Here is a 26473-nt window from a genome sequence, read left to right on the forward strand (position 1 = left end):
GTCCTCAGCCGTGCGTGGAGGTGGAAACGGGGGCAGGGGTGTTCGGGGCGTCCGGTGCCCGGGTGAGTACGGCCAGCGGGGGCGCTCCGGGGCGGGTGGGCAGGGCGCGGGCGGTCATCCCGGACTCGGCGACCACGTCCTTCAGCCCGAAGGGCGCCCACCGGTAGGAGTCGTGCACCTCGCGCTCCGCCTCGGTGGCGTCGTCGCGGTAGACGCGCCAGGTGGAGTGCAGGCGCATCACGCCGTCCTCGGTCTCGTCCGGCGCTCCGCCGAACGACCACTCGTAGCGATGCCGCCCGGCGGTCGCCGTGGCGAGCCTGGTCTCGGGGAGGGTCAGCGGCTCCTCGAACTGCATGAGTTCGACGACCACCAGTCCACCGGGTGCCAGCCGCCGGTTCAGCCGTCGCCAGAGCCTGGCCCGTCCGTCGGCGTCGAGGTGGCCGAGGACACCGCACAGCAGGACGGCGCTCACCCGGTCCGGGAGCTCCAGGCCGGGCGCTGCGTCCGCGGTGACGGTGACGCGGGAGCGCAGGTCCGGGTCGCTGAAGACCCGGCTGGTGAGCACCGCGCGCATGCCGACCGCCGGTTCGCAGGCAAGGATCTCGGCGTCCGGCCGGGCACGGGCTACGGCCTCGGTCACCAGACCGGTGCCGGCGCCGATGTCGACCACCGGGCCGCCGCTCAGGTCGGCGTCGGCCAGGAGCGCGGCGACGGCGGGTGCGCTCGCGGTCGCGGTGTGCTCGGCGGCGACGAGGTCGAAGAACTCGGCCGACGGGGTGTAGGGCGAGGCACTCGAAGGGACGCGGGTGCGGTGCGTGTCGGCCCCGTCCGTGGCCGTACGGTGCACGTCGGCGCGAGTCTGCCGCGGGGCGGGGAAGACGTCGCTGACCGCGAGGGGCCGCGGGGTGGCCGGACGGACGATGTCGGGTGGCCCGAGCCGTGCGGCGAGGTCGGTCCAGATGCGGCACACGGCCAGGTCGTACTGCCCCGCGCGCAGGGCGTCGCCGCCCTGCTCGACGGCTGCGCGGAGCCCGTCGAGAGCGTGGCCGACCGCTTCCGGCCACAGGTCGGTGAAGACGGTGCGGAAGGTGCCCGTGGTCCCCACGACGGCCGTGGTGCCCAGGCCCAGGTGGCCGGTGCCGGGTCCGTCGAGGACGAAGCGCCGGTCGGTGTCACGTCCGACGTGCAGCCGGGGACTCCACAGCACGGGGCCGTGGGTGTCGGCCAGGGTGAGGACTCCGCCTTCCGTGCCGATCGAGATCCGGTGCCAGTGCAGGGCGTGGTTGTCCCGGTCGGACGGGTCGAGCTGGTGGTGCACGCGCAGGGTGAGGGGTACGCCCGCCAGCATGCCGTGCAGGGAGCGGACGGGCTGCGGACCGATGTCGGCGGGCAGCGGCGCCGGGTCCGCGAAGCGCCAGGGCCGCAGGGTGCCCATCGCCCGCCCGAGGATGTCCACCAGGGGGTGCATCAGGTGGACCGGGGTGGCGGCGTCCACGAAGAGCGGTCGCTGTTGTGCGACGAGCCGGCGGGCGGCCTCGACGAAGTCGCGGACCGGGGCGACGTGCGGATAGTGGGTGTTGAGGCGGTACTGCACTCCCCGGCGGCGTGCGTGGGTGAGGTTGTCGGTCAACTCGGTGAGGTGGACGGGGTGTTCCTGGAGGACGTGGATGCCCCGGTCCATGAGCGCCCGGGCCAGCTCGGTGCCCTGCCCGCCCGAGATGGCGGAGCTCACCGCCACGCACGCGGCGTCGATGCCGGCCGGGAGGTCGGCGACGTCCGTGTAGTGGGGGACGCCGAGTCGCTCCGCGCAGGCCCGCGAGGCGGCCGAGCCCCGGCTCAGGATGCCGGCCGGCGCGTATCCGGGGCGCCGGTGGACCGCCTCGGCGTAGAAGCGGCCGAAGTTGGTGCCGCAGACCAGCACCCTGAAGGGCGTCGATGTGTTCACAGCACGCCCTCTTCCACCCGGTCGGCGCCGACCGCCGCTCCGGTGGGCCGGAGGTCGGCGACGTTCCCCTCGCGCAGGTGCCGCACCACGGCCTCGGGGTCGAGTACGTCGCAGGCGAAGTGCACGCCCGCCGGTACTCCGGCCCGCAGCACCGCGTCCACCGCGAGCGCGCCCACGGCCGCGGTGAGCCGGTAGCTGCTGGCCGCGCGCAGGGTCAGCCCCGCGGTGGCCGGCCGCCCGGACGCGGTGCCCGACAGCTCGAAGTCCATGACGTACCAGGGCTTGCGTCCGGCCAGGTCCAGGTCGGCGGCGAGGATCAGCCGGCCGGCCAGCTCCGCCGGGTCGTCCCCGGCGGCGAGGCGGCCCGGCAGCTGGTTGAGCAGCGCCCGTACGGCGGGGCCGGGGTGGACGTTGTACCAGTCGAGCCGGTCGAGGCCGAGGACGGTGGCGAGGCGTTCGCTCTCCTGGCTGAGGTAGGGCTGGAGGGCCACCCGGCCCGGGAAGGACCGGTGTTCGGTGTCCTCGGCCGTGCGCAGGGCGCGCGGGACGCGCCGGCCGCCGCGGACGGCGGCGAGTGCCTCGCCGTAGGCCGCGCCGTCCGCGCCTCCGGAGGTGAGGGAGAGCATGAGGTCGCGCGCCACCGTCGGCGAGCAGGTCTCCAGACCGCCGCAGTGCGCGGTCAGCGCGGAGGTGCCGTCCAGGCCCTGCCCGGCCAGCCAGCGGGGCAGGAGGCTGGACAGGCCGGGCAGGGCGCCGGCGGACAGGACGACCGTGCGGCCGTCGCGGGCCGGATCACCGGCCGCCAGGAGGTCTTCGGCGGCCGGGTCGTCCCCGGCCACGTCGACGCAGTGCGCCGCGGCGGCGAGTGCGGCGGAGGCCACCGTGGCACGCAGCCGGTAGGTGGGTCCGACGCAGTTGAGGACGATGTCGCAGCCCTCGGTGAAGGCACGCAGGCCGTCCGGTGCGTCGGCGTCCGCCCACACGGTCTCGTCGTGGCCCGCGGGTCCCTCCTCGGCGACCGCGCGCAGGGTGGAGACGGTCCGGCCGCCCAGGCGGAGCCCGGTGTGGCCGAGCGCGCGCAACTCGCGTACGGCGGCGCGACCCACCGCCCCGGAGGCGCCCAGGACTCCGATCACGGGCTTGGTCATCGGGTGATCGCCCCCTGGGTCAGCTCGCCGAGGGTCTTGAGGATCCCGGGCGCGTGTTCGACGGACAGGCAGCTGTAGTGGTCTCCGCCGATGTCGACGATGTCCAGGTCTCCCAGGGTCAGTTCCTCCCAGTAGGCGGTGACGGCGTCCTTGCTGCCGGGGAAGGGGTAGGCGCCGTCGTGGCGCAGGAAGGTGATGTCACCCGCGTAGGGCTCCGCCCGGTAGCGGGTGATGGCGAAGACGCTCTGGCGGAAGGCGAGGAAGAGCCGTGTCATGTGGTCGGGTTCGTAGGTGCCGGCCGACGCGGGAACCGCCTCGCACATCCGGGCGATACGGGTGGCGCGGGGGACGTCGGCGAGTCGCCGGAAGCGGCTCGCGACGTCCTCAAACTCCTCGCCCAGTGCGGCGAGTCCGCCGTCCGGCAGGACGCCGGGACTGGCGGCCAGGACGGCGTCGGCCGCGGCGGCCACCCGGTACTGGTCGTCCGGGAACCCGAGGTCGGCCGGGTCGATGCCCATCATGACGGCGAAGGAGTACTCGGCGAGGAGTTCGTCGTCCAGGCGGAAGCGGGGGCTGTGGCTGCTGATGACGGTGAGGCTCTCCACCTCCGCGCCCGACTCGGCCAGGTTGCGGGCCACTTCGGTGGCGATCAGGCCGCCCAGGCAGTAGCCGACGACGTGGAAGCGGCGGCGGCCGTCCGCCGTCAGCGCCCGCGCGTAGTCGGCCGCCATCCGCTCGATGAGTCCGTCCGGGGGTGCGGCGAGGAATCCGCTCAGGTCCGGGACCTCCACACCGACGACCTCGGCGAGGCCCGGGGAGCGGCGCCTGATCTCGGTGATCAGCGCCCGGTACGGCATGATCGTGGCGGTTCCGGCGTGCACCAGCACGGTCGTCGGCTCGTCCTCGGAGCGGGAGCCGTGCAGGTGGATCACCGGGTCCGTGCGTACGGCACCGGCCGCGGGCGCGTCCTCGGGACCGGCCAGAGCGCGCAGGAACGCGGCGAGACCCGCGACCGTGGGGCGGCGCAGCATGTGGCGCAGGACGACCTCCCACTCCAGGTCCGCCGCCTGCGGTACGCGTTCCCGCAGCCGGCCCACCATCCGGGCCACCAGGAGCGAGTCGCCGCCCAGGTCGAAGAAGTCGTCGTTGCGGGTGACGCCTTCGACCGCGAGGAGTTCCGCCCACAGGTCGGCCAGGCTGTGCTCCAGCTCGTCCTTCGGCTGCTCGTCCACGACGACCGGTGCGCTCTCCCGGGGCAGCCAGGACCGCAGGCGCGCGCGGTCGGTCTTGCCGTTCGCGGTGCGGGGCAGCGCGTCGACCACCTGCCACACCGCGGGGAGCATGTACTCCGGGAGCCGGGTGGCCGCCGTTCGGGCCAGTTCCCCCACCGGCACGTGGTGCCGGTCGTCCTTCATCGTGGCGATGAACACCTCCTGTCCGGTGCCGGCCAGGGCGTCCCCGGCGTCGGGCAGCGAGGTGACCCCGGACGCCTCGTGCCCGTCGAGGAGGGCACGCCACTGGGTGTGGGTGAGGAAGGACTGCCCGGTGTGCTCGCGCACGTCGGTCCAGGTCCGGCCGGCGACCTCCAGGAACTCCATGGAGACCAGCAGCGGGAGGTTCTCGTCGCGGGTGTTCTCGACGAACACGAGCTGTCCGCCCGGTACGAGCAGTTCCCGCAGCCTGCCCACGGCGGCGTCCGCGTCGGCTGCCGCGTGCAGCGTGTTGGCGCAGACCACGACGTCGAAGGTGTTGGGCAGCAGGTGCTGGGCGCGCGGGTCCTCGTCGACGTCGAAGCGCTGGTAGCGGACCCAGGCGTGGTCGGCGAAGCGCTCGCGGGCCTCGTTCAGGAAGAACGCCGAGGGATCGGTGAACAGGTAGTCGACGCCGTACTCGGCGAGGACGGGCACCAGTTCGCCGGTGGTACCGCCGACGCCGCCGCCGACCTCCAGCACCCGCAGCCGCTCCTCGCCGGTGTGGCCCGCGGCGATCTCGCGCAGCGCGGCGACCACGGCGCGGTTGAGGTGCCGGATGGCGAGGTTGTCCCGGTAGGCGGCGTCCGCGGCCTCCGTCGCCGCGCCCGGGAAGAGCAGGTCCCGGATGCCGACGTCCCCACAGACCAGCTCGGGCAGCCGCTCGGCGCAGGTGCGCATGACGGTGAGCAGTTCGGTGCTCCACCCGATCTCGTGCTCCAGGTCGGCGGCCCGCCGCCACCGGCGTTCGGCCTCGGGCGCGGAGACGGGGCGCAGGCCGGTGTAGGTCGCGTCGGCGTCCCGGTGGGTGAGCCGGTCCCGGGCGGCGAGGGCGCGCAGCCAGCGGCGCACGATGTGCCGGTGGCGCGGTGTGGCGCGCAGTGCCGTGCCCACCTCCTCCGCGGTGCGTGCCGCGGCCGAGTCGAACACTCCGGAGGCGGCGAGGACCCGGGTCATCTCGGCGACGGCAACGTCGTCGAGGGCGGCGAGGAAGTCGGTGAGCCGCGCGGCGCCGACGGCCGCGCCCGCTTCGCGTACCGCTTCGGCGGCTGCCGTGCGCGCCTGTGCGCGGCTCGTCACGGCGGGCCCGGCGTCCTTGCGTGCCGTCTCGACGAACGCGGCCAGGCGCCGCCCGCCCGCCGCCGAGTCGTCCACGACGACCGCGCCCGCGGCGACCGCGGGGTGGGTCTGTACGGCGGCCTCCACCTCGGCGAGTTCGACCCGGTATCCGCGGATCTTGATCTGGGCGTCCTCCCGGCCCAGGAACTCGATGGTCCCGTCGGGCAGGTAGCGGCCGAGGTCGCCCGTGCGGTAGAGCCGCTCTCCGGTGGCCAAGTCGGTGAGGAACCGTTGTGCCGTGCGCTCGCCGTCGCCGAGGTAGCCCAGGGCGACACCGGCACCGCCGATGTACAGCTCGCCCGGCACCCACTCGGGCCGCGGCCGCAGGTGCCGGTCGAGCACGGCGAACGTCTGGTTGGTCAGGGGCTTGCCGTACGGGATGCTGGGGCGGGCGGTGTCGACCTCGCCGATCGGGTGGGCGATGGACCAGATGGAGCCCTCGGTGGCTCCGCCGAGGGAGACGATCTCCAGTCCGGGCAGGAGTTCACGGGCCTGGTCGGGCAGTGCGACCGGTATCCAGTCGCCCGATATCAGCGCCAGGCGCAGGGAGCCGTCGTCGGTGGGGGGCTCGGAGCGGAGCCAGTCGCACAGCATGTGGAGCTGGCCCGGTACGGAGTTCCACACCGTGACGCCGAAGTCGCGGACGAGTTCGGCCCAGTGGGAGGGGTCGCCGCGCCGGTCGGACCGGGGCAGGACGAGGGTGGCGCCCACGGCGAGCGGTCCGAAGAGGTCGTAGACGGACAGGTCGAAGCCGAGTCCGGCGATGCCGAGGACGCGGTCGCGCTCGTCGACGGCGAAGCGGCGGTTGATGTCCTCGACGGTGTTGAGGGCGGCCCGGTGGCTGATCATCACGCCCTTGGGCGTGCCGGTGGAGCCCGAGGTGTAGATGACGTAGGCGAGGTCGTCCGGGTCCCGGCGGGCGGCGGGCGGGAGGTCCGCGGTGGCCTCCCCGACGAGGTCCACGGCGACCGGCGACACCGTCGAGGGGAGGTCCTCGAGTTCGGCGAGCCAGGACTGGGTGAGGACGGTGCGGACGCCCGCGTCCCCGATGATCGTGTCCCGGCGGGCCGCCGGCTGGGCCGTGTCGACGGGCAGGTAGGCGCCGCCCGCCATGAGGGTGCCGAAGACGGCGACGACCTGTTCCCAGCCCTTGTCCATCCAGATGGCCACCGGTTCCCCGGGGCGCAGTCCGGAGGCCGTCAGGTGCTGGGCGAGTCCTGTGGCGCGGGTGACGAGCTGCCGGTAGGAGAGGGCCAGTTCGGGGGTGCGGACCGCGATCGCGTCCGGTGTGGTCCGTGCCCGGGCGAGTACGGGTTCGTGGAGCAGGGCGTCCGGGAGGGGGCCCTCGGTCGCGTTGACCGCGGCCCGGCGTGCCGCCTGTGCCGCGGGCAGCGGGATGCGGACGGGTGCGTCCCAGGCCTTCTCGCCTGCCTCGCCCTCGGCCGACAGCGAACGCACGAGTGCCGTGTACGCCTCGAACATGGCGTCGGCCGTCCCGTGGGCGAGCGCGCCCTCCCGGATGTCCCAGGACAGGCTGAGGGTGTCGCCGCGGTGCATGACCTGGCAGTCGAGCCACACCTGCGGTGTCCGGGTCACGGCGTACTCCACCTCGGGGGGCACGCCCTCGGAGGTGGCACCCGCGCCCAGTGCGCTGGTGAAGACGACCGGCATGAGGACCGGAGCGCCGGCCCTGCGGGAGAGTTCGGCGAGCACCTCCGAGCCGGTGAACAGCGGGTGGGCCAGGTCATCGAGGAGCTGTTCGCCCACCGCCCCGGTCCGTTCGGCGAAGGTGGCCGGGGTGTCGAGGTCGACGGCGAGGAGTTCGAGCGAGGTGAAGTCGCCGACGAGGCGGTCGATGTCCTCGTGCAGGGCGGGCCGGTCGACGGTGGGCACGTTGAGGGTGAACCGGCTGGAGCGCGACCAGGCGCCGACCGTCTCGGCGTAAGCGGTGAGCAGGGCCGTCGACGGGGTCAGCCCGCGCCGCGCGGCACGTGCGGTGAGCCGGTCCCGGTCGGGCGCGGGCAGCAGCACCTCCAGCCGGCGGAACGCCACCGCGTCGCCGCCGGGCGCCGGGACGCGGCCCGCTTCCGCCGGGTCGTCCACCGCGGCCTGCCAGGCTTCGGCGAGGGGCAGTTCGGGGGCGGGCGGCAGGGTGTCGAGCCGTTCGGTCCAGTAGGCGCGGTCGCGGGCGTGGCCGTCGGTGTCGGCAAGGGCGCGGCGGGCCAGGACGTAGTCGCGGAAAGTGATCCGCGGCGCGTCGGTGAGGGCGGTGCCGCCGTAGCTCCGCCGGAACTCGGCGAGCAGGATCCGCAGGCTGGCGTGGTCGACGACGAGCATGTCGAAGGAGAGGTGCAGTACGGCCCGCCGGTCGGTCCGGGTCACGTGTACGTCGAAGAGGGGCCACTGGTCGGTGGGCGCCTCGCGGGCGGACAGCCGCGCCCGGGTGTGCCGCATCCGTGCCTCGGCGGTGGCGGCCGGCAGGGCGGTCAGGTCGTCGGTCCCGACGGACAGCGCGGGCACCTCGGGCAGGACCCGCTGGTGGCCGTCCTGGTGGATGACGGCCCGGAGCATGTCGTGCCGCTGGACCAGTTGCCGCCACACGGAGGTGACTCGGTCGACGTCGAGGTCGGGATATGCCAGCTCCACGTAGGCGTGGCAGCCGACGCCCCCGTAGGCGTAGGCGTCGGTGCGGCCGATGAGGTAGGCGGCCTGGATGTCCGTCAGGGGGAAGGGTTCGTGGCGGTGGTCGGGGTCGGCCCGCAGCGCCGGTTCCGCCGCTTCCAGATGGCGCAGGACGGCTTCCTTGTGCGTGCGCAGTTCGGCTCGGTGCGTGTCGGTGAGCCGGCCCTGCGGGGCCCGGAACCGCAGTTGTCCGTCCTCGGCCCACAGCACCACGCCTTCGTCCGCGTATCGGGCCAGCAGTTCAGCGATGTTCACAGCTCTCCGGTCTCGTAGGCGGTCCCGTGGGCCGCGAGCGTTCGGGTGATGTCCGCGGCGAGCGCGGCGATGGTCGGTGCGGCGAAGAAGCGGCGGGCGGGGACGGCGGCCCCGAAGCGGCGCTCGATCGCCGTGAGCAGGCGCAGCGCGGTGAGGCTGTCGCCGCCGGCGGTGAAGAAGTTGGCGTTGCGGTCCGGCGACCCGTGCGGCAGGCATGCGTGCCAGAGGGCGGCGAGGGCCGTCTCGGTCTCGCCCCGTGGCGGCTCGGCGACGGTGGAGACCGCCTCGGGTCCCGCGAGGCCGGTCAGGGCGGCCCGGTCGACCTTGCCGTTCGCGGTGAGGGGCAGTGCGGGCAGGGACAGGATGCGGGACGGGACGGCGTAGACCGGTACCCGCTCGGCCAGCAGGCCGAGGAGGTCCTCGGTGAGTCCGGGGTTCTCGACCGGCTCGGCTTCCTCGGCGGGCGGTGGTTCGTGCGGTACGACGAACGCCACCAGGCGTCTGGCGGTGCGCTCCCCCACGGCCAGGGCGGCGGCGCGCGCGACGGCCGGGTGGGCCTCCAGCGCGGCCTCGACCTCGCCGGCCTCGATGCGGTGGCCGGCGATCTTCAGCTGGCTGTCGAGCCGGCCGAGGAACTCCAGCAGTCCGTCGTCCCGGAACCGGCCCAGGTCTCCTGTCCGGTACCAGCGCCGCCCGTCCCGTTCGACGAACTTCTCGGCGGTGCGGGCCGGGTCGGCCAGGTAGCCGCGGGCCAGTCCCGCGCCGCCGATCCACAGCTCGCCGGGCGTCCAGTCGGGGCAGTCGCGGCCGTCCCGGTCGACCACGCGGTAGTGCTGGGCGGTCAGGGGGCGGCCGTAGGGGATGGACACCCACCGGGGGTCGGGTTCGGTGACGGTGAGGGTGTTGGACCAGATGGCGGCTTCCGTGGCTCCGCCCATGGCGACGAAGGCGCAGGACCGCCCGGTTCGGGCGCGCAGCCGGGCGGGCAGGTCCAGGCCGATCCAGTCGCCGGAGACCAGGGCGGTTCGCAGCCCCGCGATCCGGCGGCCCTCCCGTCCCTCCTGTCCGTCGGCGTCGAGCAGCAGGTCGAGCAGGGCGGGGACGGTGTTCCAGACGGTCACGCCGTACCGGTCCATCAGGTCCGGCCAGCGGGCCGGTTCACGGCGTTGGTCCTCGGTGGGCAGCAGGAGGGAGCCGCCCGCGGCGAGCAGGCCGAAGACGTCGTACACGGACAGGTCGAAGTCCAGTGCCGACACTGCGAAGACGCGGTCGTCGCCACGGATGCCGTGGCGGGCGTTGATGTCCGCGATCGTGTTCCAGGCGGCGGCGTGGGTGATCTCGACGCCCTTGGGCTCGCCGGTGGAGCCCGACGTGAAGATCACGTAGGCGAGCGCGTCGGGAGCCGTTCCGACCGGCGTGGACAGCGGCTCGGCGCCCTGCGTGTCGGCCGGGGACAGGGTGCGGGGGCCGGCGCCGTCCGTGGCGGGCCAGCCGCCCAGGACGACGTCGAAACCGGCCGTGGCGCGCACCCGCTCCAGCCGTGCGGCGGGCTGTTGGAGGCTCAGGGGGACGTAGGCGGCGCCGGCCGCGAGCGTGCCGAGGACCGCCGCGACCTGTTCCGGGCCCTTGGGCAGGGTGACCGCGACGAGGTCGCCGGGCCGCACCCCGGCGGCGGCGAGCGCGGCGGCGGTGCGCAGCGCCTGTGCGGCGAGGGTTCCGTAGGTCGTCTCCTCGCCCGCCGTCGTGACGAGGGCGGTGCGGTCGGGGGTGGCCGCCGCGTGGGTGAAGAACGTCCGGTGCAGCGGGCGCGGTGTCACCGGTTCCAGGGCGGCCTCCCGTGCCGCGGCCTCCCGCCGTTCGTACTGGGCGGCGGGCACCAGGTCGGGGAGGGGTGCCTGCCAGTCACCGTCCACGAGGTGCCGCAGCAGCCGTTCGTACGCGGAGAACATCGCGTCCAGCACACCCTCGGCGAACGGTTCCTCGACGGCGTCCCAGGTGACGACGAGGTTCCCGGATTCCTCGGTGACCTGGTTGTCCAGGCAGACCTGCGGCGACTGGGAGATGCCCCAGACCTTCGGGGGGAGTCCGGTGCCCGGTCCGGCCAGCGTCGCGTCACCGACTCCGATGGCGCTGGTGAACACCACGGGTGCGGCGGCGTCCACCGTGCCCGTGCGCCGGCCGAACTCCCGCAGCAGCCAGTCGATCGGCACGTCGGCGTGGTCGAGGTCCTCGGCCTGGCGGCGTTGCAGCTCGGCGGCCGCCGCGGGCCAGTCGGCGCCCTCGCGCCGGTAGCCGGCGAGGGACAGGGAGGTGAAGTCGCCCAGTACCCGGTGGATGTGGGGGTGGACGTCGCGCCGGTTGAAGAGGGTGAGCGTGACGGTCACGGCGTCGGCCCCGCTCCAGGCCGCCAGGACCTCCGCGTACAGGGCGAGCAGGACGGTGGACGGGGTCAGGCCGTGCCGGGCGGCGTCCCGCTTGACGGCCTGCCAGTCCCCGGCCGGCAGGCTCAGCCGGCGCCGGGTGAAGACGGGGGCGTCGAGCGTCGCCGGGTCCCGGTCGAAGGGGAGGGCGGGCGGCGGTGGCAGTTCCGGCAGGCGGGCCTGCCAGTGGGCGCGGGCCCGCGCGGTCGACTCGGGGTCGGCCGGGAGGCGGGTCAGGTAGTCGCGGAACGACACGCCGACGGGGGGAAGTTGGTGTTCCGGGTCGGCGTAGAGCGCGTTCAGTTCGGCGTAGAGCGTGGTGATGGACAGCGCGTCGAGTACGAGGTAGTCCAGGCCGATGCCGATCCGGGTCCGCGTCTCGGCGCCCTTCTCGCCGGTGTCTTCGTCCGCGCGGTGGCGCACCGCCTCGATGGCGAACAGCGGCCAGCGGGCGGGGTCGCGGACCTGCTGGGACAGGCGGGCGCGCAGGCCGGCCAGGGCCTCGGCCGCGCCACCGGCTCGGGCGTCGTGCACGGGTATGCGCACCGGAGGTACGTCGGGCAGGACACGCTGGTGTCGGTCCTCGACGACGGCGCGGAGCATGCCGTGCCGTCGCACCAGGGTGTTCCAGGCGCGCTCCAGCCGGTCCAGGTCGACGTCGGTGCCGTCGAACTCCGTGTAGTGCCAGGTGCCCACGCCGCCGAGGGTGAACCGGGGGTCGCGGCCGGTGTGGTAGGCGGCCTGGACGTCGGTCAGCGGGAACGGCTCGTGCGCGTGGTCCGGATCGGGCACGAGGACGGGAGGAGCGCCCGCGGCAGGCTCCTCGGCGGTGGTCGTGGCGGGGCGCAGCGTCTCGCAGAAGTGCCGGAGTACGGGGCGGGCGAAGAGGTCGGCCACGCGGGCGCCCGGGAAGCCCGCGGCGCGCAGCCGGCCGATCAGGCGCGTCGCGACGAGTGAGTCGCCGCCCAGCAGGAAGAAGCCGCTCTCGCGTCCCACTTCGGCCACACCGAGCAGGTCGGCCCATTCGGCCGCGACGGCGGTCTCCACCGGGCCGGCCGGCGCCGACGTGGCGGGTCCGGGCCGGCCGGCGGTCTCGGTCAGCGCCTGCCGGACGGCCGTCCGGTCGAGCTTGCCGTTGGCGGTCAGCGGCAGGTCGCGCAGGACGAGGACGCGCTCGGGGACCATGTGGGCGGGGAGGCGTTCCGCCGCCCGCAGGCGGATCTCGTCCGGGGCCGGTGCCCCGGCGGGGGCGGACACGGCCGCGGCGAGGTGGCGTACGGGGGTGTCGAGGACGGTCGCGACCGCGTGCAGGACGGCGGGGTCGTCCTCCAGCGCGGATTCGACCTCCCCCAGTTCGATGCGGTGGCCGCCGATCTTCACCTGGTGGTCGGCGCGGCCGAGGAACTCCAGCACGCCGTCGGGCCGGTAGCGGGCCAGGTCGCCGCTGCGGTACCAGCGTTCGCCGTCGTGGTCGACGAAGCGTTCCGCCGTGCGTCCGGGGTCCCCGCGGTAGCCGTTGGCCACGCCGGGGCCGCCGATCCACAGCTCGCCCGGGACGAGATCGGGGCAGTCGCGTCCGCGTCCGTCCACGACACGGGCCCGCATGTTGCGCAGCGGAACGCCGTAGGGGACGGACTTCCAGGCGGGGTCGGTCTCCTCCACCTCGAACACCGTGGAGTGCACGGCGGCCTCGGTCATGCCGCCGAGCGCCACGAAACGGCAGCCGGGGACGAGCGCGCGGAGTCTGCGGGGCTGGTCGAGCCCGATCCAGTCGCCGCCGAGCAGCACCATGCGCAGCGAGTCCCCGAGTCCCTCGTCCTCCCCCGCGGCCATCAGCAGGTCCAGCAGGGCGGGCACGCACTGGACCAGCGTCACCCCGTGCGTGCGCACCAGCCGCGCCCAGTGGTGGGCGTCGCGGCGGTGTTCCTGTCCTACGGCCACCACCTGACCGCCGAGGGACAGCGGGGTGAAGACGTCCCAGGTGGCGAGGTCGAAGTCCAGCGCGGAGATGGCGAGTGTGCGGTCCGCCGGGCCGAGCCCCAGCTGTGCCTCCATCGCCTCGACGGTGTTGACGACCGCCCGGTGCGACACCTCGACGGCCTTGGGCCGCCCCGTCGAGCCGGATGTGAACAGCACGTAGGCGGCCAGGCCGGGGTCGGGCCGGACGACCGGTGCGGGCCGGAGTCCCGCGGCGTCGTCCACGAGCACCACCGGGGCCTGGGATGCGGCCTCGCACAGGTGGGCGTGGTCCCGGTCGGTGAGTACGGCGGAGGCGCCGGCCACGGCGTGGATGCGCTGCCGGCGCACGGCGGGCTGTTCCACGCCGACAGGGGCGTAGGCCGCGCCCGCGGCCAGGATGCCGAGGATCGCGGTGATCTGCCGGTCGCCCTTGGGCAGGGTGACGGCGACGGTGTCGCCCTCCCGCACGCCGTGGTCGTGCAGCAGCGCGGCGATCCGCCGTGCGGCGTGGGCGAGTTCGCCGTAGGTGAGGGTGTCGCCGGTCGTGCGGACCACCGCGGTGCGGCCCGGCTCGGTCTCGGCCAGCCGGAAGAAGCGGGTGTGCAGGGCGCGGTCCGCGACGGGCGCGGCGGGCAGGGCCGCCGCCGCGCGCCGGGGCAGGACACCGGGGGCGAGCAGGCCGTCCACGGGCCGGTCCCAGGCGTCGGGGTCGGTCACCAGGCGGGTGACGAGGCGGCGGTAGGCGTCGAACGCGGCGTCGGGCACGTCGGCCTCGAACATGCCGTCCCGCACGTCCCAGTTGAGGAGGAGACCGCCGTCGAGTTCGGTGACCTGGGCGTCCAGATACACCTGCGGGCCCTGCGAGATGATCCAGGAGGGGTGGCCGAAGGACTTCTGGACGTCCTGCTCGAAGATCTCCCCCAGTCCGATGGCGCTCGTGTACACGACGGGGGCCAGTACCGGTGCTCCCTCGGCGCGGGCGAGGTCGCGCAGCACCTCGACACCGCCGTACGCCCCGTGGGAGATTCCGGCCTGCAACCGCTCCTGGAGGCCGCGGGCCTGCCGGGAGAAGGGAAGGGGCGCGCTCAGGTCCGCGTCGAGCAGGACCGAGCTGCTGAAGTCGCCGACGAGTCCGGCGACTTCGGGTGCGAACATCTCCCGGTCGAAGAGCGGCAGGTTGAGGAGGAAGCGCCGGCTGTCGCTCCAGGCGGCGATCACCTCGGCGAAGGCGGTGGCCAGGGCGGCGGCGGGGGTGACGGCGTGCCGACGGGCGGCGCCGAGGAGGGCGGCCTTGTCGGCGGGGCCGAGCCAGTGGTGCAGGCGGCGGGAGTGGGTCAGCGTGCCGTCGTCCGCGGTGACCGGGGTCAGCGGGTCGACGGTCGTCGGCAGTCGCGGAGCCCGCGGCAGATCCGGCAGCCGCTCGCGCCACCAGGCGGCGTCCCGCTCTCGCTCGGTCCGTCGTCGGGCGTCGTGCTCCGCGAGGTAGCGCCGGTAGTCGAGCCCGAGTTCGCGCGGCGGTTCGTCCGGGCACTCGTAGAAGCGGCGCAGGTCGGACAGGAGGACCCGCAGGCTCAGCGCGTCTCCGGCCATCATGTCCAGGTTGATCTGGAGGCGGGTCCTGCCGTCGGGGAGCAGGCACAGGGCCGTGCGGAAGACGTCACCGGCGCCGATGTCCGGGCGGGTGTGGGTGTTGCGCTCGCGCAGGCGCTCCAGCTCGGACTCGGCCTCGACGGGGGCGAGTTCCCGCAGGTCGTGGACGGCGAGCGGCGCTCCGGCGGCCCCGAAGCGCTGACGGCCGTCCTCGTCGAAGACGGCCCTGAGCATGCCGTGCCGCAGCACGAGCGACCGCAGGGCGGTGTCCAGCCGGGCCGGGTCGACGCCGTGGCCGTCGAGTTCGACGTAGAAGTGCGCGGCGACGCCGCCGAGGGGCTGTCCGTCCTGGCGTCCGATCCAGTAGGCGTGCTGCATCGTGGCCAGCGGGAAGGAGTCCGTGTCCGGATCCGCACCGGTCACCGGCGCGGGTGGCCCGGGCGGAACGGTGGTGGCCGTGTCGTCGTTCGCGGCCCGCGCGAGCAGGGCCGTCCAGTCCCGCAGGGTCGGCCTGCTCGTGAGGTCCTGGAAGGTGACCGTGCTGCCCTCGCGCCGCCAGGTACCGACCAGGGACATCAACGCCAGTGAGTCGAGGCCGAGTTCGAAGAGGTCGCGGTCGTCGTCCAGCTCCTCCGGTGCGATCTCCAGCGCGCCTGCCACGGCTTCCCGTACCGCGGCGGGGGTGTGGCGGTCGCGGTTGCCGGCGTCTCCTTCCACTGTCCGCGCCTCGACGACTGCTTCATCGCTCACTGGTGCTGCCTTCCGGTCGGACGGTGCTAGATAGAAATGATTATCATTTCTATAGTTCACATCGTAATCACACGACGGGACTCGGCGCCAGAGCCGGGGGCCCGGGAAATGAATGAGAGGCGTAGCCCGTGAGCGAGACTCAACGGACCTGGTCCGAAGCCGAATCGGCGCACTACCGTGCCGCCGGGCACTGGCAGGGGGTGACCTTCGCCGCCCTGCTGCGGGAGAGTGCGGCGGTCCGTGCAGGGCACGTCGCCCTGGTCGACGGCGACCGGCGGTGGACCTACGCGGAGCTGGACGCCGAGGCGGACCGTGTCGCCCGCGGGCTGCGAGAGCTCGGGATCGGGCGGGGTGACCGCGTGGTGGTCCAGCTCCCCAACTGCGCGGAGTTCGTGCTGGTGTGGTTCGCACTGCAGCGCGTCGGTGCCGTTCCGGTGCACGCCATGCCGGGTCACCGGCGCCTGGAGATCGGTCACCTGGTGCGCGTGGCGGGCGCCGTGGCCTGCGTGGTGCCGGACCGGCACGCCCGGTTCGACCACCGCGAACTGATGCGCGAGGTACGGGCGGAGCAGGGGCCGGGCGGCTCGCTGCGGCACGTCGTGGTGGTCGGCGAGCCCGGGACCGGCGAGGGCTTCGTCCCCTTCGAGGCGCTGCGGACGGACACATCGTCCGCGTCGGCCCCCGGATCCGGCCCCGCATCCGGTGTCGCATCCGGCGAGGACGCCGCGGACGCCTCCGATGTCGCCCTCCTGCTGCTGTCCGGCGGCACCACGGGTCTTCCCAAGCTCATCCCGCGCACCCACGACGACTACGCCTACAACGCGCGTGCCTGCGCGGAGGTCTGCGCACTCGACGCACGCACCGTGTACCTCGCGGTGCTGCCCCTCGGGTTCAACTTCGCCTTCGCCTGCCCCGGTGTGCTGGGCACCCTGATGGCCGGGGGAACCGTCGTCGTCGCGCCCGACCCCAGCCCGCAGACGGCGTTCGCCCTCGTCGAGCGGGAGGGCGTGACCCTGACCTCGCTGACGCCCCCGCTCGTCCCCCACTGGACGGACGAGGCCGCGTCCGGCTCCTGGGACCTCGGCAGCCTCTCGGTGGTGCAGGTCGGCGGGGCGCGGCTGCCCGAGGACCACGCCCGCAAGCTCGGACCGGCGCTCGGGGTGACCGTGCAACAGGTCTTCGGCATGGCGGAGGGCCTGATCAACCTCACCCGCCTCGACGACCCCGAGGACCTGGTCTGCGCCACCCAGGGCCGGCCGGTCTCGCCGGACGACGAGGTGCTCGTGGTGGACGCCGACGGCAGGCCCGTGCCGGACGGTACGGAGGGTGAGCTGCTCACCCGCGGTCCGTACACGTTGCGTGGCTACTACCGCGCCGAGGAGCACAACCGCACCGCGTTCACGCCGGACGGCTACTACCGCTCCGGAGACGTGGTGCGGCGTCTGCCGTCCGGTCACCTCGTGGTGGTGGGGCGGCTCAAGGACCAGATCAACCGCGGCGGCGAGAAGGTCGCCGCGGTGGAGGTGGAGGAGCAGCTGCTGACGCATCCCGCGATCACGGCGGCGGCGCTGGTCGGAGTGCCGGACGAGCGGTGGGGCGAGCGGTCGGTCGCCTTCGTCGTGTGTACGGGCGCGGCTCCCGGCGTCCGGGCGGTCGCCGCCCATCTGAAGGAGCGCGGGCTGGCCGGGTACAAGGCTCCGGACGAGGTGGTGCGGGTCCCCCGGCTTCCGCTCACCGCGGTCGGGAAGGTCGACAAGGCGGCACTGGCACGGCAGTTGCCCCGGCCGTGAGACCCGGCGCGGAGGAGCCCCCGGTGACCGGGGTGCTCCTCCCGCCTGTCGTAAGACGCCGCTCACCGCCGCTGATCCGGTACGGCGAGGACAACGCCGTCGGCATGGGTGAGCAGTGCCCTGGTGACGGGGTGCTCGGGGGCGGTGAGCACCCGGTCCACGGGCCCGGCCTCGGCAACCCGGCCCGCGTCCAGGACGACGGCCCGCTCCGCGTGGTGGGCGGCGGCCGTCAGGTCGTGCGTCACCATCACCACCGTCACTCCCAGCGTCCGGCGCAGCGAGCCCAGCAGGGCCAGGATCCCGCTCGCCGTCTCCCGGTCCAGCGCGGAGGTGATCTCGTCGCACACCAGGACACGTGGCTGCGCGGCCAAGGTGCGGGCCAGCGCGACGCGTTGGCGCTGGCCTCCCGACAGCTCCCCCGGCCGGCGGGCCAGCAGGTCGGCGTCCAGCGAGACCAGGTCGAGCAGCCGTGCGGCTTCGCGGGCGGCGTCGGCGGCGGAATGGCGCCGCCCGAGGGGCCGCATGAGCGCGGCGCGTACGGACTCCCGCGGGTTGAGGGCGCCGCGCGCATCCTGCGCGACGAGCTGCACGGGGGCGCCGTGGCCTCCCTCGGCACCGTCCTCCCGCCACTCGACGGTCCCCCGCGCGGGCCGGTGCAGCCCCGCGAGGCACCGGGCGAGGGTGGTCTTGCCGGAACCCGAGGGGCCCACGACGGCGGTGCAGGAACCTGCCGGGACGGTGAGGGAGACGCCGTGCAGCACGGACACACGCCCGTGGGCCGCGTGCAGCCCGCGCACGGACAGCGCACCGCCGGAGCCGGCACCCGGCGCTTCACGGGACTCGGTACGCGGCGCTTCACGGGAGCCGGCACCCGGCGCGCGGCCCGGGCCGGGGCCGCCGCCGGCCGGGAAGCCGGCGGACGACCGCGGGGCGGGCACCGGCGCGTCGGGCGTTCCGGCACCGGTGATCCGGCCTCCTTCCAGGCGGACGACTTCGTGCGCCACGGACGCGACCCACGCCGGGTCGTGGCTGACCAGCAACGCGGCGCGGTCCCCGCCGGACAGGACCTCGGCCAGCAGACCGCGCATCCGGTCCGCCAGGACCGTGTCCAGACCGCTGGTGGGCTCGTCGAGGACCAGCAGGGCGGGCGTACCGGCCAGGGCAAGGGCGAGGGCGACCCGTTGCGCCTGCCCTCCCGACACCTGACTCGGCAGCCGCCGCCGGAAGGCCCGGTCGGCCGGCAGCCGCACGGACAGCAGCAGTTCCTCGACCTGTGCACGGACCTCGTGCGCTCGCCTGGCGGGCGAGCGCAGTCGGACCGCTTCGCCGATCTGCGTGCCGATCCGGAGTGCGGGGTTGAGCGCGGAGGCGGGGTCCTGCCCCAGGAACGACACCACGCGGCCCCGCAGTCGGCGGGCGTCCGCGCGGTCGAACGGGTCGAGGCCGGCCACGCGGACGGTTCCCGAGCGCACCTCCAGGCCGGGGCGGACATGCCCGAGCAGGCTGTACGCCAGGCTGCTCTTGCCCGATCCGGACCTGCCGACCACCCCCAGCACCTGTCCGCGCGGCACCGTGAGGCGCGCGTCGTGCAGGACGGGCGGTCCGCCCTGCACGGGTCCCAGGGACAGCCCGCTGATCTCGGCCAGCGGGTCCGCCCCCACCGGGCGGGCGGTCGCGTTCCCGGTCATGCGGCTCCCTTCCCCACCGTGTCCGCCAGTCGTCCGGCGAGCAGACCGACGCAGACGGAGAGCAGTACGAGCAGCAGGGCGGGCGCGAGGAAGGGCGCGGCGGCCAGTGTCGCCCCGGGGACGTTCTCGCTCACCATGCGTCCCCAGTCGGGCGCTGCTCCGCCCCGTCCCAGGCCGAGAAAGCCCGCGGTGGCGGTGAGGTGCAGGGAGGCGACCAGGCGCAGCGCGGTGTCCATGAGGGCCGGTCCGGCGATGTTGGGCAGCACGTCGTGGCGCAGCACGGCCCTGCGGGTGTCGCCCCGGGCCAGGGCAGCCTCGACGTACCCGCTGTGCAGCACGGTGTCCGCCGCGGCTCGCAGCACCCGGGTGGAGAAGGGGGCGGTGGCCAGGGCGACGGCTGTCACGAGGGCGGCGTCGCTGCCGGGGAAACCGGCGGCCAGCACGAGGACGACCAGGAGGGCGGGGAGCACGGCGAGGGCGTCCACGCAGCGGACCGTCAGGTCGCCCAGCCGGCGGGAGACCATGGCGGCCAGGACGCCGGCGGTCATGCCGACGGCGCCGGCCCCTGCCGTTCCCGCCAGCGCGGTGAGCACGATGGTCCGGCCGCCGCCGAGCACCCGGCTCGCCACGTCCCTGCCCAGCACGTCGGTGCCGAGGAGGAAGCGCCCGTCCGGCTGTTGGAAGGGTGCGGCGAGCTGCGCGGTGGGGCTGTGCGGCGCGACCAGCGGCCCCAGGAGGGCGAGGAGGAGGACGAGCAGCGTGAGGGCCCCGGTGAGCAGCGGCGGTCGCCGGCGTCCTGCGGTGCGGGCCGTGCGTGCCCGCCGCCGCGGTGGTGTCAGTACCGTCGTCATCGGCCGTGCCCCTCCCGCGCTCCCAGCAGACGCGCGCAGACGTCGCCCAGGAGCAGCACCGCGAGCATCACCGCGACCAGGGCGGTGGCGATGCCCTGCACCATCGGTACGTCCCGTGCCGCGACGGCCAGTTGCAGCTCCCGGCCGATGCCCGGGTAGTCGAAGACGTTCTCCACCACCACCGCGGAGCCGACCAGGGCCCCCGTGGTGAGGGTGAGCGCCTGCACGGCCGGTCCCGCCGCGTTGGGCAGGATGTGGCGTACCGCCAGTCGCACGCCGCGCACGCCGTTGAGCCGTGCGGCTTCGCAGTACGGCCTGGCCGCGGTGTCCGCGACGGAGGCCCGCAGCAGCCTGGTGGCCACCGCCAGGCCGACCGCGCTGAGCGTCAGTACGGGCAGCACCAGCGCGTCCGGGACGTCGAGCGGGGTGCCTCCCAGGGGGATGACGGAGACCCGCGGCAGCACCTCCAGCCACACCGCCAGTACCGCGACGAGCAGTGCGGCGACGACGAACTCCGGTACGGCCGCCAGGATCTGGGCGGACGTCGAGACGACCCGGTCGGCGACGCCGCCGCGCAGCCCCGTCCACAGGCCGAGCAGCGTGGCGAGCGGCGCGGTGACCGCGAGTGTCAGTCCGGCGAGGAGCAGGCTGTTGGGCAGGCGGGTGGCGAGCACGTCGGCGACCGGCCGCTCCCCCACGAAGCCCCGGCCCAGATCCCCCCGGACCGCGCCCGCCGCCCAGTCGGCGTACCGCTGGACGGCGGGCCGGTCCAGCCCGAGTTCGGCCCGGACCTCGGCGCGTTGCGTCTCGGAGGCGTCCACGCCGGCGACCGCGCTGACGGCGTCCCCGGGAAGGACCGCCGTGGCCGCGAAGACCGCGGCCGACAGCAGGACGAGCAGGACGACGGCCCCCGCGAGGCGACGGGCCGCGAAGGCGAGCAGGTTCACGCCAGCGACGCCCGGGAGAAGCCGGGGAACTGTTCGAAGAGGTCGTCGGGTATCCCGTCGACCCCCTTGGCCTGGGCGTTCAGGTTCGGCTTGAAGACCGGCACCACCTGGTTGCCCTCGTCCCAACGCGTGCGCTGGGCCCGTGTGCCCAGTTCCCTCGCCCGCTCCGGGTCGCGCTCGGCGCGCGCCTGGGCCACCAGGGCATCGGTCTCGGACTTCTTCCAGCCGAACGCGGACGGCGATCCGCCCGCCGTGTTCATCTGGTAGGTCGACAGCGCGGGAACGGGCATCTGGTACGAGCCGGCCAGCGGCAGTGCCGAGTACGCGGGGAAGTCGGCGTAGAGCTGGCCCGGGGGCAGCTCACGGACGGACGCCCGCACGCCGATCTTCTTCAGGTCCTCGACGAAGAGGGTGGCCATCTCCACCATGCCCGGCGTCTCGGGGCCGGTGGTCAGCTGGACCTTCACCCCGTCCGCACCGGCCTCCTCGAGGAGGGCGCGGGCGCGCCCGGGGTCGTGGGCGCGCTGGGGGATGCCGTCGGCGTAGTCGGGGAAGCCGAGGGAGGGCAGGTCGTTGCCGATCTCGGCGTTGCCGTAGAACACGGTCTTCACCATGGCCTCGCGGTCGACCGCGAGTTTGAACGCCTCCCTGACCCGCGGGTCGTCGAAGGGCTCGGCGCTCATGTTCAGCTGGAAGGAGAGACCGACCAGGTAGGGGCTCTTCGTGGGGGCCAGTTCGACCTTCGCGTCGTCCGCGAGGGTGCGCGCGGTGACGGGCGAGAGGTCGTGGGCGAAGTCGACCGCGCCGCCGGTGAGCGCCCCCGCCCTGGCCGTCGAGTCCGCGATGGACCGCAGCTCCAGGCCGTCGAGGTGGGGCACGTGACCGTAGTGGTCGTCGTAGCGCTCGAACGCCGAGCCCTGACCGGCCGTGAATCCGGTCAGCCGGAAGGGGCCGCAGCTGGGCATGGACTCGCGGAAGGCCTTGGTGCCGTCCTTGACGACGAGGAAGTTTCCCTGGCAGAGGATCAGGCGGCCGTCGGCTATGGGCCGCAGGGTGGGCAGTACGACCTTCAGGTCGCCGTCGGCCTTGGCGCGCGCGAGGTCGAAGTTGGCGGCGGCGAGCCGGTACACGGGCAGTTTGCTCCGGGCCGCGAGCGCGCTGAGTGAGTGCAGGATGTCGGCGGAGGTCAGCCGGGAGCCGTCGGTGAAGCGGACGCCGGGCCGCACGTGCAGTGTGTAGGCCGACAGGTCGTCGGCGATGTCGATTCCCTTGAGCACGCCGTACCGCACCCCGTCGGGGCCGCTGGGATCGAGGTTGCCCAGCGTGCCGTGCCAGGCCCGGGCCCGTACGAGGTCCAGTGCGGAGGGGCCGTTGAAGAAGTCGAGGGTCTCGGCGGCGCCGCCGCCGACGAAGGCGGCGCGGAGCGTGCCGCCGGAACGGGGCGAGGACCCCGGTCCGGGGTTTCCGGCGGAGCCGGGCTCGTCGGTGGAGCACGCCGCCAGCAGGCCGGGTCCCACCGCGAGAGCCGCGGCGCCCGCCGCGCCGCGACGGAGGAAGGACCGGCGATCGATCTGTCTGGACATGCTTCTCCTTGACGTTCTGCTGAGCTGAACCGGGCGCCGCGGGACACCTGCGGCGCCTGAAGTGAGGCGGTGGGCGAGGCGGGGGGCCGGAAGAGGGACGGCCCGCGGGGGCTACCGAAGAGTGAGCGCTCCGGACGGGCAGGCCCGTACGGCCGCGCGCACGGCGTCCGACTCGGCCGCGGAGGGCCTCTCGGCGAGGACGCGCACGAGCCCGTCCTCCTCGTCCTGGTCGAAGACACCCGGCGCGGCGAGGACGCACTGCCCCGCCCCGACACACCGGTCCCGCTCGGCGCCGACTCTCCCGGATCCGAACGCCTGGCCTGCCAAGGTCATGAGGGCCCCTCCCCTGCGGCCGCGGGCGCGGCCGACACGCGATGGTCAGACGTTAATAGAAAACGACATTCATCTTCAACCATTGCCGCGCACCAATGCTCTCCCCGACCGGGGACGACGGCTTCGGGAGGGCTCCGGCGGCGTGCCCGCGGGCTCAGCGGCCGCGTCCGCCTCGGGGCCGGACGAGCAGCAGGAACAGCGTGGCGAGTGCGGCGACCGCCTGGGCGACCGCGGTGACTTCCTTCTCGCCGTACCAGACCGGCTCGTACATGTCCGGGATCGGACCCAGTTCGCCGACGTCCACGTAGCGGTACACGAGCAGCAGCGCGAGTCCGCCGACCGCCACCGACGCGGCGAAGAGGTCCCCGGGGAGGCGGCGCCAGAGGAGGACGAGCAGGGCGGCCAGTGCCGCGAGGGCCGCCTCGAGGCGGAAGAGGGTGCCCTGGCCGACACTCGACGCGATGGCGTCGTACCGGTCGGCGAGGTGTGCGTGCAGATACGCGTCCACGGCGAGACCGGCCGCGGCGAGCACTCGCACGGCACCCCGTACGACCCGGCCGGCGCCGCCTCGGCGCGGGGGCGGAGCGGTGGGCTGTGACGACATGGCAGGTCTCCGTTCTCGCGGCCGGGGGTCACCGGCCGGGGTCACTGGACGGTGAGCGTGCCTTTCATGAACGGGTGGATCGTGCACGCGTAGGGGAAGTCGCCCGCCGTGGACGGCGCCGTGAAGGTGGCGCTCTTGCTGGGGGCGATGTCCCCGGTGTCGAAGGAACCGCCCTTGGACGCCGTCAGGGTGTGCGTGGTCGAGTCCTTGTTCACGACGGTGACCTTCGCCCCGGGAGAGACGGTCAGGGAGGCGGGCTCGAACGTGAAGTCCTTGATCGTGACCTGCGTCCCGCCGCTCGCGGACGAGCGGGTGGCCGACTCGGTCGCGCCGCCGCCGCCACCGCCTCCCCCGTCGGAACAGCCGACGAGGGCGGTCAGGGCGAGCGCGCAGGCCGCCGCGGCGAGCCGGGCGGCACCGGTGGGGAACGGGAACGGCATGGAGTCTCCGAGCGCTGATGGGCCGGTCCGGCCGGAGGTCAGTAGCCGCCGTCGCCGGTCTTGGGCTTGGTGGTGATCTTGTCGCCGTCGGGGTCGACGACGAACCACTTGGCACCGAAGGCGTCGACGTCCTGCCCGTTGGCGTCACCGGGCTTCTGGTCGTCGGCGAACCGGTACAGCGGGTGCCCGTTGTACGTCACCTGCTCCGAGCCGTCGTCCCGCTTGATGGTCTTGAGCAGGTCCTTCTTCACCCCCTTGCCCGCGGTCGGGGTCGCCTTGACCGTGAACGGCGGCCACGCCTTGGCGCAGTCGTCGTCGCACTTCGACTTGTCCTTCGAGTCCTTCTCGAAGAGGTAGAGGGTCCGGCCCTTCTCGTCGACGAGCGACTTGCCGTAGGTGCCGTCCTTGACGTCGACCGCGGGGGCGCTCGACGAGGTCGCGGCCGGGACGACGTCGGTGTCCGGCGCGTCCGCGGCGTTGCGGGTCTCCGTACCGCCGGCGCTGCCTGCGCCGCCGTCGTCCGAGCACCCTGCCGCCGCGCCGGCGACCAGCAGGGCCGCGGCCAGCGCGGTGGCTGTCCTGATGCGTTTCATGAAGGTCTCCTCGACCGTAGGCCGCCCCGCGGGGCAGCACGCGGCCCCGCTTCGGGGCCACCGGACTCAGTGCACCCCAGGACTCGCGAACCGACCAACGCACCGCGTCTGTTCGGAGTGCGGCCGACCGCGCACGGTGCCGCCGGCACGTTCCGGGGCGGCCGGTCCGGGTTCGCAGCCCGCGCTCAGCTCATGTCGGGAGCGTGCAGCAGCAGTTGCGCCACCGCGATGCCGGCCACCACGATGGCCGTCCGGAACGGCCACCGGCTGCGGGTTCCCGACCGCACGGCCGTGCCCGCCACGGCGGCGACCACGGCTGCCCCCGTCAGCACCCGGTCCATGACTCCGGGCGCACCGGGCGGTCCCACGACGAGCACTCCCACGGCGGCCGACATCACGACCGGCGCCAGCCGGCGGCAGGCCGGCCGGTGCAGCCGCTGCGGCAGCCCGCGCACCCCCGTGGCGAGGTCGTCCTCGATGTCCGGAAGCACGTTCGCCAGGTGGGCACCCACGCCCAGCAGGGCCCCGGCGGTCGTGGCCCACCATGCGGGCCAGGCCGACAGGGGCGGACCGAGGGTGACGAAGGCCGGCAGGGAGGCGAAGCCCACCGCGTACGGCAGCGGCGAGAGGACCGTCCGTTTCAGCCGCAGGTCGTACGCCCAGCCGGCGGCCACCCCCACCAGGTGGACCGCTCCCGCGGCGAGCCCGCAGACCAGGGACAGGGGTACGCACAGGGCCAGGGCCGTGCCCGCCGCGGCGGCGGCAGCGGCCCGCGGAAGCTCCCCGGTGCCCACCGGCTTGTCACCGCGTCGGCAGGCCGTGTCGCGCCGCGCGTCGACGGCGTCGTTGCACCAGCCGATGGAGAGCTGGCCGGCCAGTACGGCGAGCACCACGGCCACCGACCCGGCCGGCCCGCGGCCAGCTCCGACCGTCAGGACCGCCACGAAGACGGTGACGGCGACCGTCGGTTCCGGATGACAGGCGCGCAGCAGCGCCAGGACCCTGCCGGACGAGCGCGGGAGAGCCCCGGACGGGTGGAGTGACACATACGCACGGTAGTGGGGCCGGCGGCCGAGGAAGGCATGAACGACATGCGTGTCCCCGTGCTCGTCGAGCATGCTCCCTCGCCGTCCGCTCCCGCTTCCGTCGCGCGGCGCCCGCCGCCACCGTCCGCGGCGGGTCCCCGCATCGCCGCCGTGCGGTGCGCGCTGCCCCCGCACCGGTACGCCCAGCACGAGCTCACCGGGCCCATCGGCGACCTGTGCCTGTCCCCCGGGGCGGACCGCGCCCTGCTGCACCGTGTGCACGCGTCCGCCGGGGTGCGTACGCGTCACCTCGCCCTGCCGATCGAGCGGTACGCCCGGCTCGGTGACTTCGGGCGCAGCAACGGCGCGTGGCTCGAGACGGGTCTCGAACTGGGTGAGGAGGCCCTCTCGGGCGCGCTGCGCGAGGCGGGGCTGACGCCGGCCGACGTCGACCTGCTGGTGTTCGCCTCGATCACGGGCGTGTCCGCGCCGTCGCTCGACGCCCGGCTGGCCGGGCGCATGGGGCTGCGGCCCGACGTCAAGCGGCTCCCGCTGTTCGGGCTCGGCTGCGTGGCGGGCGCGGCCGGTCTCGCCCGGGTGCACGACCACCTCCGCGGGCACCCCGAGGACACCGCGGTACTGCTCACCGTGGAGCTGTGCTCGCTCACGCTCCAGCGCGGGGACGCCTCGCGCGCCAACCTCGTCGCCGGGGCGCTCTTCGGCGACGGCGCCGCCGCGCTCGTCGCCCGCGGCGGCAACACCGACGGCGTCAACACCGACGACGGCGGCAGCGGCAGCGGCAGCGGCAGCGGCAGCGGCAGCGGCACGGTCGCACCCGCGTCCGGTCCCCGCGTGGTCGCCACGCGCAGTCACCTGTACCCGGGTACCGAGGGGCTTCTCGGGTGGGAGATCGGCGCCGCCGGCTTCCGTGTCGTGATCGACGCCGGCGTCCCGGACATCGTCCGGGGCCACTTCGGCCGGCATCTGCGCGCGTTCCTGGCCGAGCACGAGCTGACCGTCGACGACATCGGAACCTGGATCTGCCACCCCGGGGGCCCGCGGATCCTGTCGGCGGTGAGCGAGACCCTCGGCCTGTCCGAGGACGCCCTGGACCGCTCACGGCGCTCCCTGGCGGCGGTGGGGAACATGTCGTCCGTGTCCGTGCTGCACATCCTGGAGGACGTCCGGGCACGCCGTGCACCGGAGCCCGGCACCTGGGGCCTGCTCCTGGCGATGGGCCCCGGGTTCTGCTCCGAACTCGTCCTGCTGCGCTGGTGAGGTG

At 74.4% G+C, this 26473-nt stretch carries 15 protein-coding genes; 2 read left to right on the forward strand and 13 right to left on the reverse strand.

Annotated elements, in window-relative coordinates:
* Positions 1–4: 4 nt before the first annotated feature.
* The 4 genes from R2E43_RS00725 to R2E43_RS00740 are packed head-to-tail and all read right to left on the reverse strand — an operon-like array spanning position 5 to position 15304.
* Entirely contained in the window at positions 5–1945 is a 1941-nt protein-coding gene (locus R2E43_RS00725) for a Gfo/Idh/MocA family oxidoreductase (RefSeq protein WP_332055789.1), read from the reverse strand.
* Entirely contained in the window at positions 1942–3093 is a 1152-nt protein-coding gene (locus R2E43_RS00730; RefSeq protein ID WP_332055790.1) for a saccharopine dehydrogenase NADP-binding domain-containing protein, read from the reverse strand. Before R2E43_RS00730 ends, R2E43_RS00725 begins: the two co-directional genes overlap by 4 nt.
* Positions 3090–8618, reverse strand: a complete 5529-nt coding sequence (locus R2E43_RS00735) for a non-ribosomal peptide synthetase (protein ID WP_332055791.1) — start codon at positions 8616–8618, stop codon at positions 3090–3092. The genes R2E43_RS00730 and R2E43_RS00735 overlap by 4 nt, the downstream gene beginning before the upstream one ends.
* Positions 8615–15304 carry an amino acid adenylation domain-containing protein gene (locus tag R2E43_RS00740; protein ID WP_332057097.1) on the reverse strand — a complete coding sequence of 2230 codons (6690 nt, stop codon included), beginning with the start codon at positions 15302–15304 and terminating at the stop codon, positions 8615–8617. Before R2E43_RS00740 ends, R2E43_RS00735 begins: the two co-directional genes overlap by 4 nt.
* A 161-nt stretch (positions 15305–15465) precedes the next feature.
* On the opposite strand from R2E43_RS00740, the gene R2E43_RS00745 reads away from it, so the two are divergent.
* A complete protein-coding gene (locus R2E43_RS00745; protein WP_332055792.1) occupies positions 15466–17127 on the forward strand; it encodes a (2,3-dihydroxybenzoyl)adenylate synthase in 1662 nt (553 codons plus the stop codon).
* A 62-nt stretch (positions 17128–17189) separates the two neighbouring features.
* Here R2E43_RS00745 and R2E43_RS00750 read toward each other — a convergent pair whose 3' ends face one another.
* The 9 genes from R2E43_RS00750 to R2E43_RS00790 all read right to left on the reverse strand — a co-directional run bounded on the left by R2E43_RS00750 (position 17190) and on the right by R2E43_RS00790 (position 25212).
* On the reverse strand, positions 17190–18815 hold the full coding sequence (locus R2E43_RS00750; RefSeq protein ID WP_011031825.1) for an ABC transporter ATP-binding protein: 1626 nt from the start codon (positions 18813–18815) through the stop codon (positions 17190–17192).
* Positions 18812–19666, reverse strand: a complete 855-nt coding sequence (locus R2E43_RS00755; protein WP_011031824.1) for an ABC transporter permease subunit — start codon at positions 19664–19666, stop codon at positions 18812–18814. The genes R2E43_RS00750 and R2E43_RS00755 overlap by 4 nt, the downstream gene beginning before the upstream one ends.
* Entirely contained in the window at positions 19663–20613 is a 951-nt protein-coding gene (locus tag R2E43_RS00760; protein ID WP_003971463.1) for an ABC transporter permease, read from the reverse strand. Before R2E43_RS00760 ends, R2E43_RS00755 begins: the two co-directional genes overlap by 4 nt.
* Positions 20610–22196: an ABC transporter substrate-binding protein gene (locus R2E43_RS00765; RefSeq protein WP_016328178.1), complete on the reverse strand. Its 1587-nt coding sequence runs from the start codon at positions 22194–22196 to the stop codon at positions 20610–20612. The genes R2E43_RS00760 and R2E43_RS00765 overlap by 4 nt, the downstream gene beginning before the upstream one ends.
* Before the next feature lie 111 nt (positions 22197–22307).
* On the reverse strand, positions 22308–22529 hold the full coding sequence (locus R2E43_RS00770; RefSeq protein ID WP_003971465.1) for a ferredoxin: 222 nt from the start codon (positions 22527–22529) through the stop codon (positions 22308–22310).
* Between the two features lie 154 nt (positions 22530–22683).
* On the reverse strand, positions 22684–23133 hold the full coding sequence (locus tag R2E43_RS00775; protein ID WP_016328177.1) for a hypothetical protein: 450 nt from the start codon (positions 23131–23133) through the stop codon (positions 22684–22686).
* A gap of 41 nt (positions 23134–23174) precedes the next feature.
* Positions 23175–23573, reverse strand: coding sequence for a cupredoxin domain-containing protein (locus tag R2E43_RS00780; RefSeq protein WP_332055793.1), 399 nt, complete (start codon positions 23571–23573; stop codon positions 23175–23177).
* 38 nt (positions 23574–23611) lie between these two features.
* Positions 23612–24166, reverse strand: coding sequence for a lipoprotein (locus R2E43_RS00785; protein ID WP_003971468.1), 555 nt, complete (start codon positions 24164–24166; stop codon positions 23612–23614).
* Positions 24167–24351: 185 nt separating this feature from the next.
* Positions 24352–25212 (reverse strand): UbiA family prenyltransferase, encoded by an 861-nt coding sequence (locus R2E43_RS00790; protein WP_332055794.1) that lies wholly within the window; start codon positions 25210–25212, stop codon positions 24352–24354.
* A gap of 45 nt (positions 25213–25257) precedes the next feature.
* Between R2E43_RS00790 and R2E43_RS00795 the strand changes: the two genes are divergently transcribed.
* Positions 25258–26469 (forward strand): type III polyketide synthase, encoded by a 1212-nt coding sequence (locus R2E43_RS00795; protein WP_404780941.1) that lies wholly within the window; start codon positions 25258–25260, stop codon positions 26467–26469.
* Positions 26470–26473: the final 4 nt, after the last annotated feature.

Source organism: Streptomyces violaceoruber (assembly GCF_033406955.1).
GTDB classification, from domain to species: Bacteria; Actinomycetota; Actinomycetes; order Streptomycetales; family Streptomycetaceae; genus Streptomyces; species Streptomyces violaceoruber.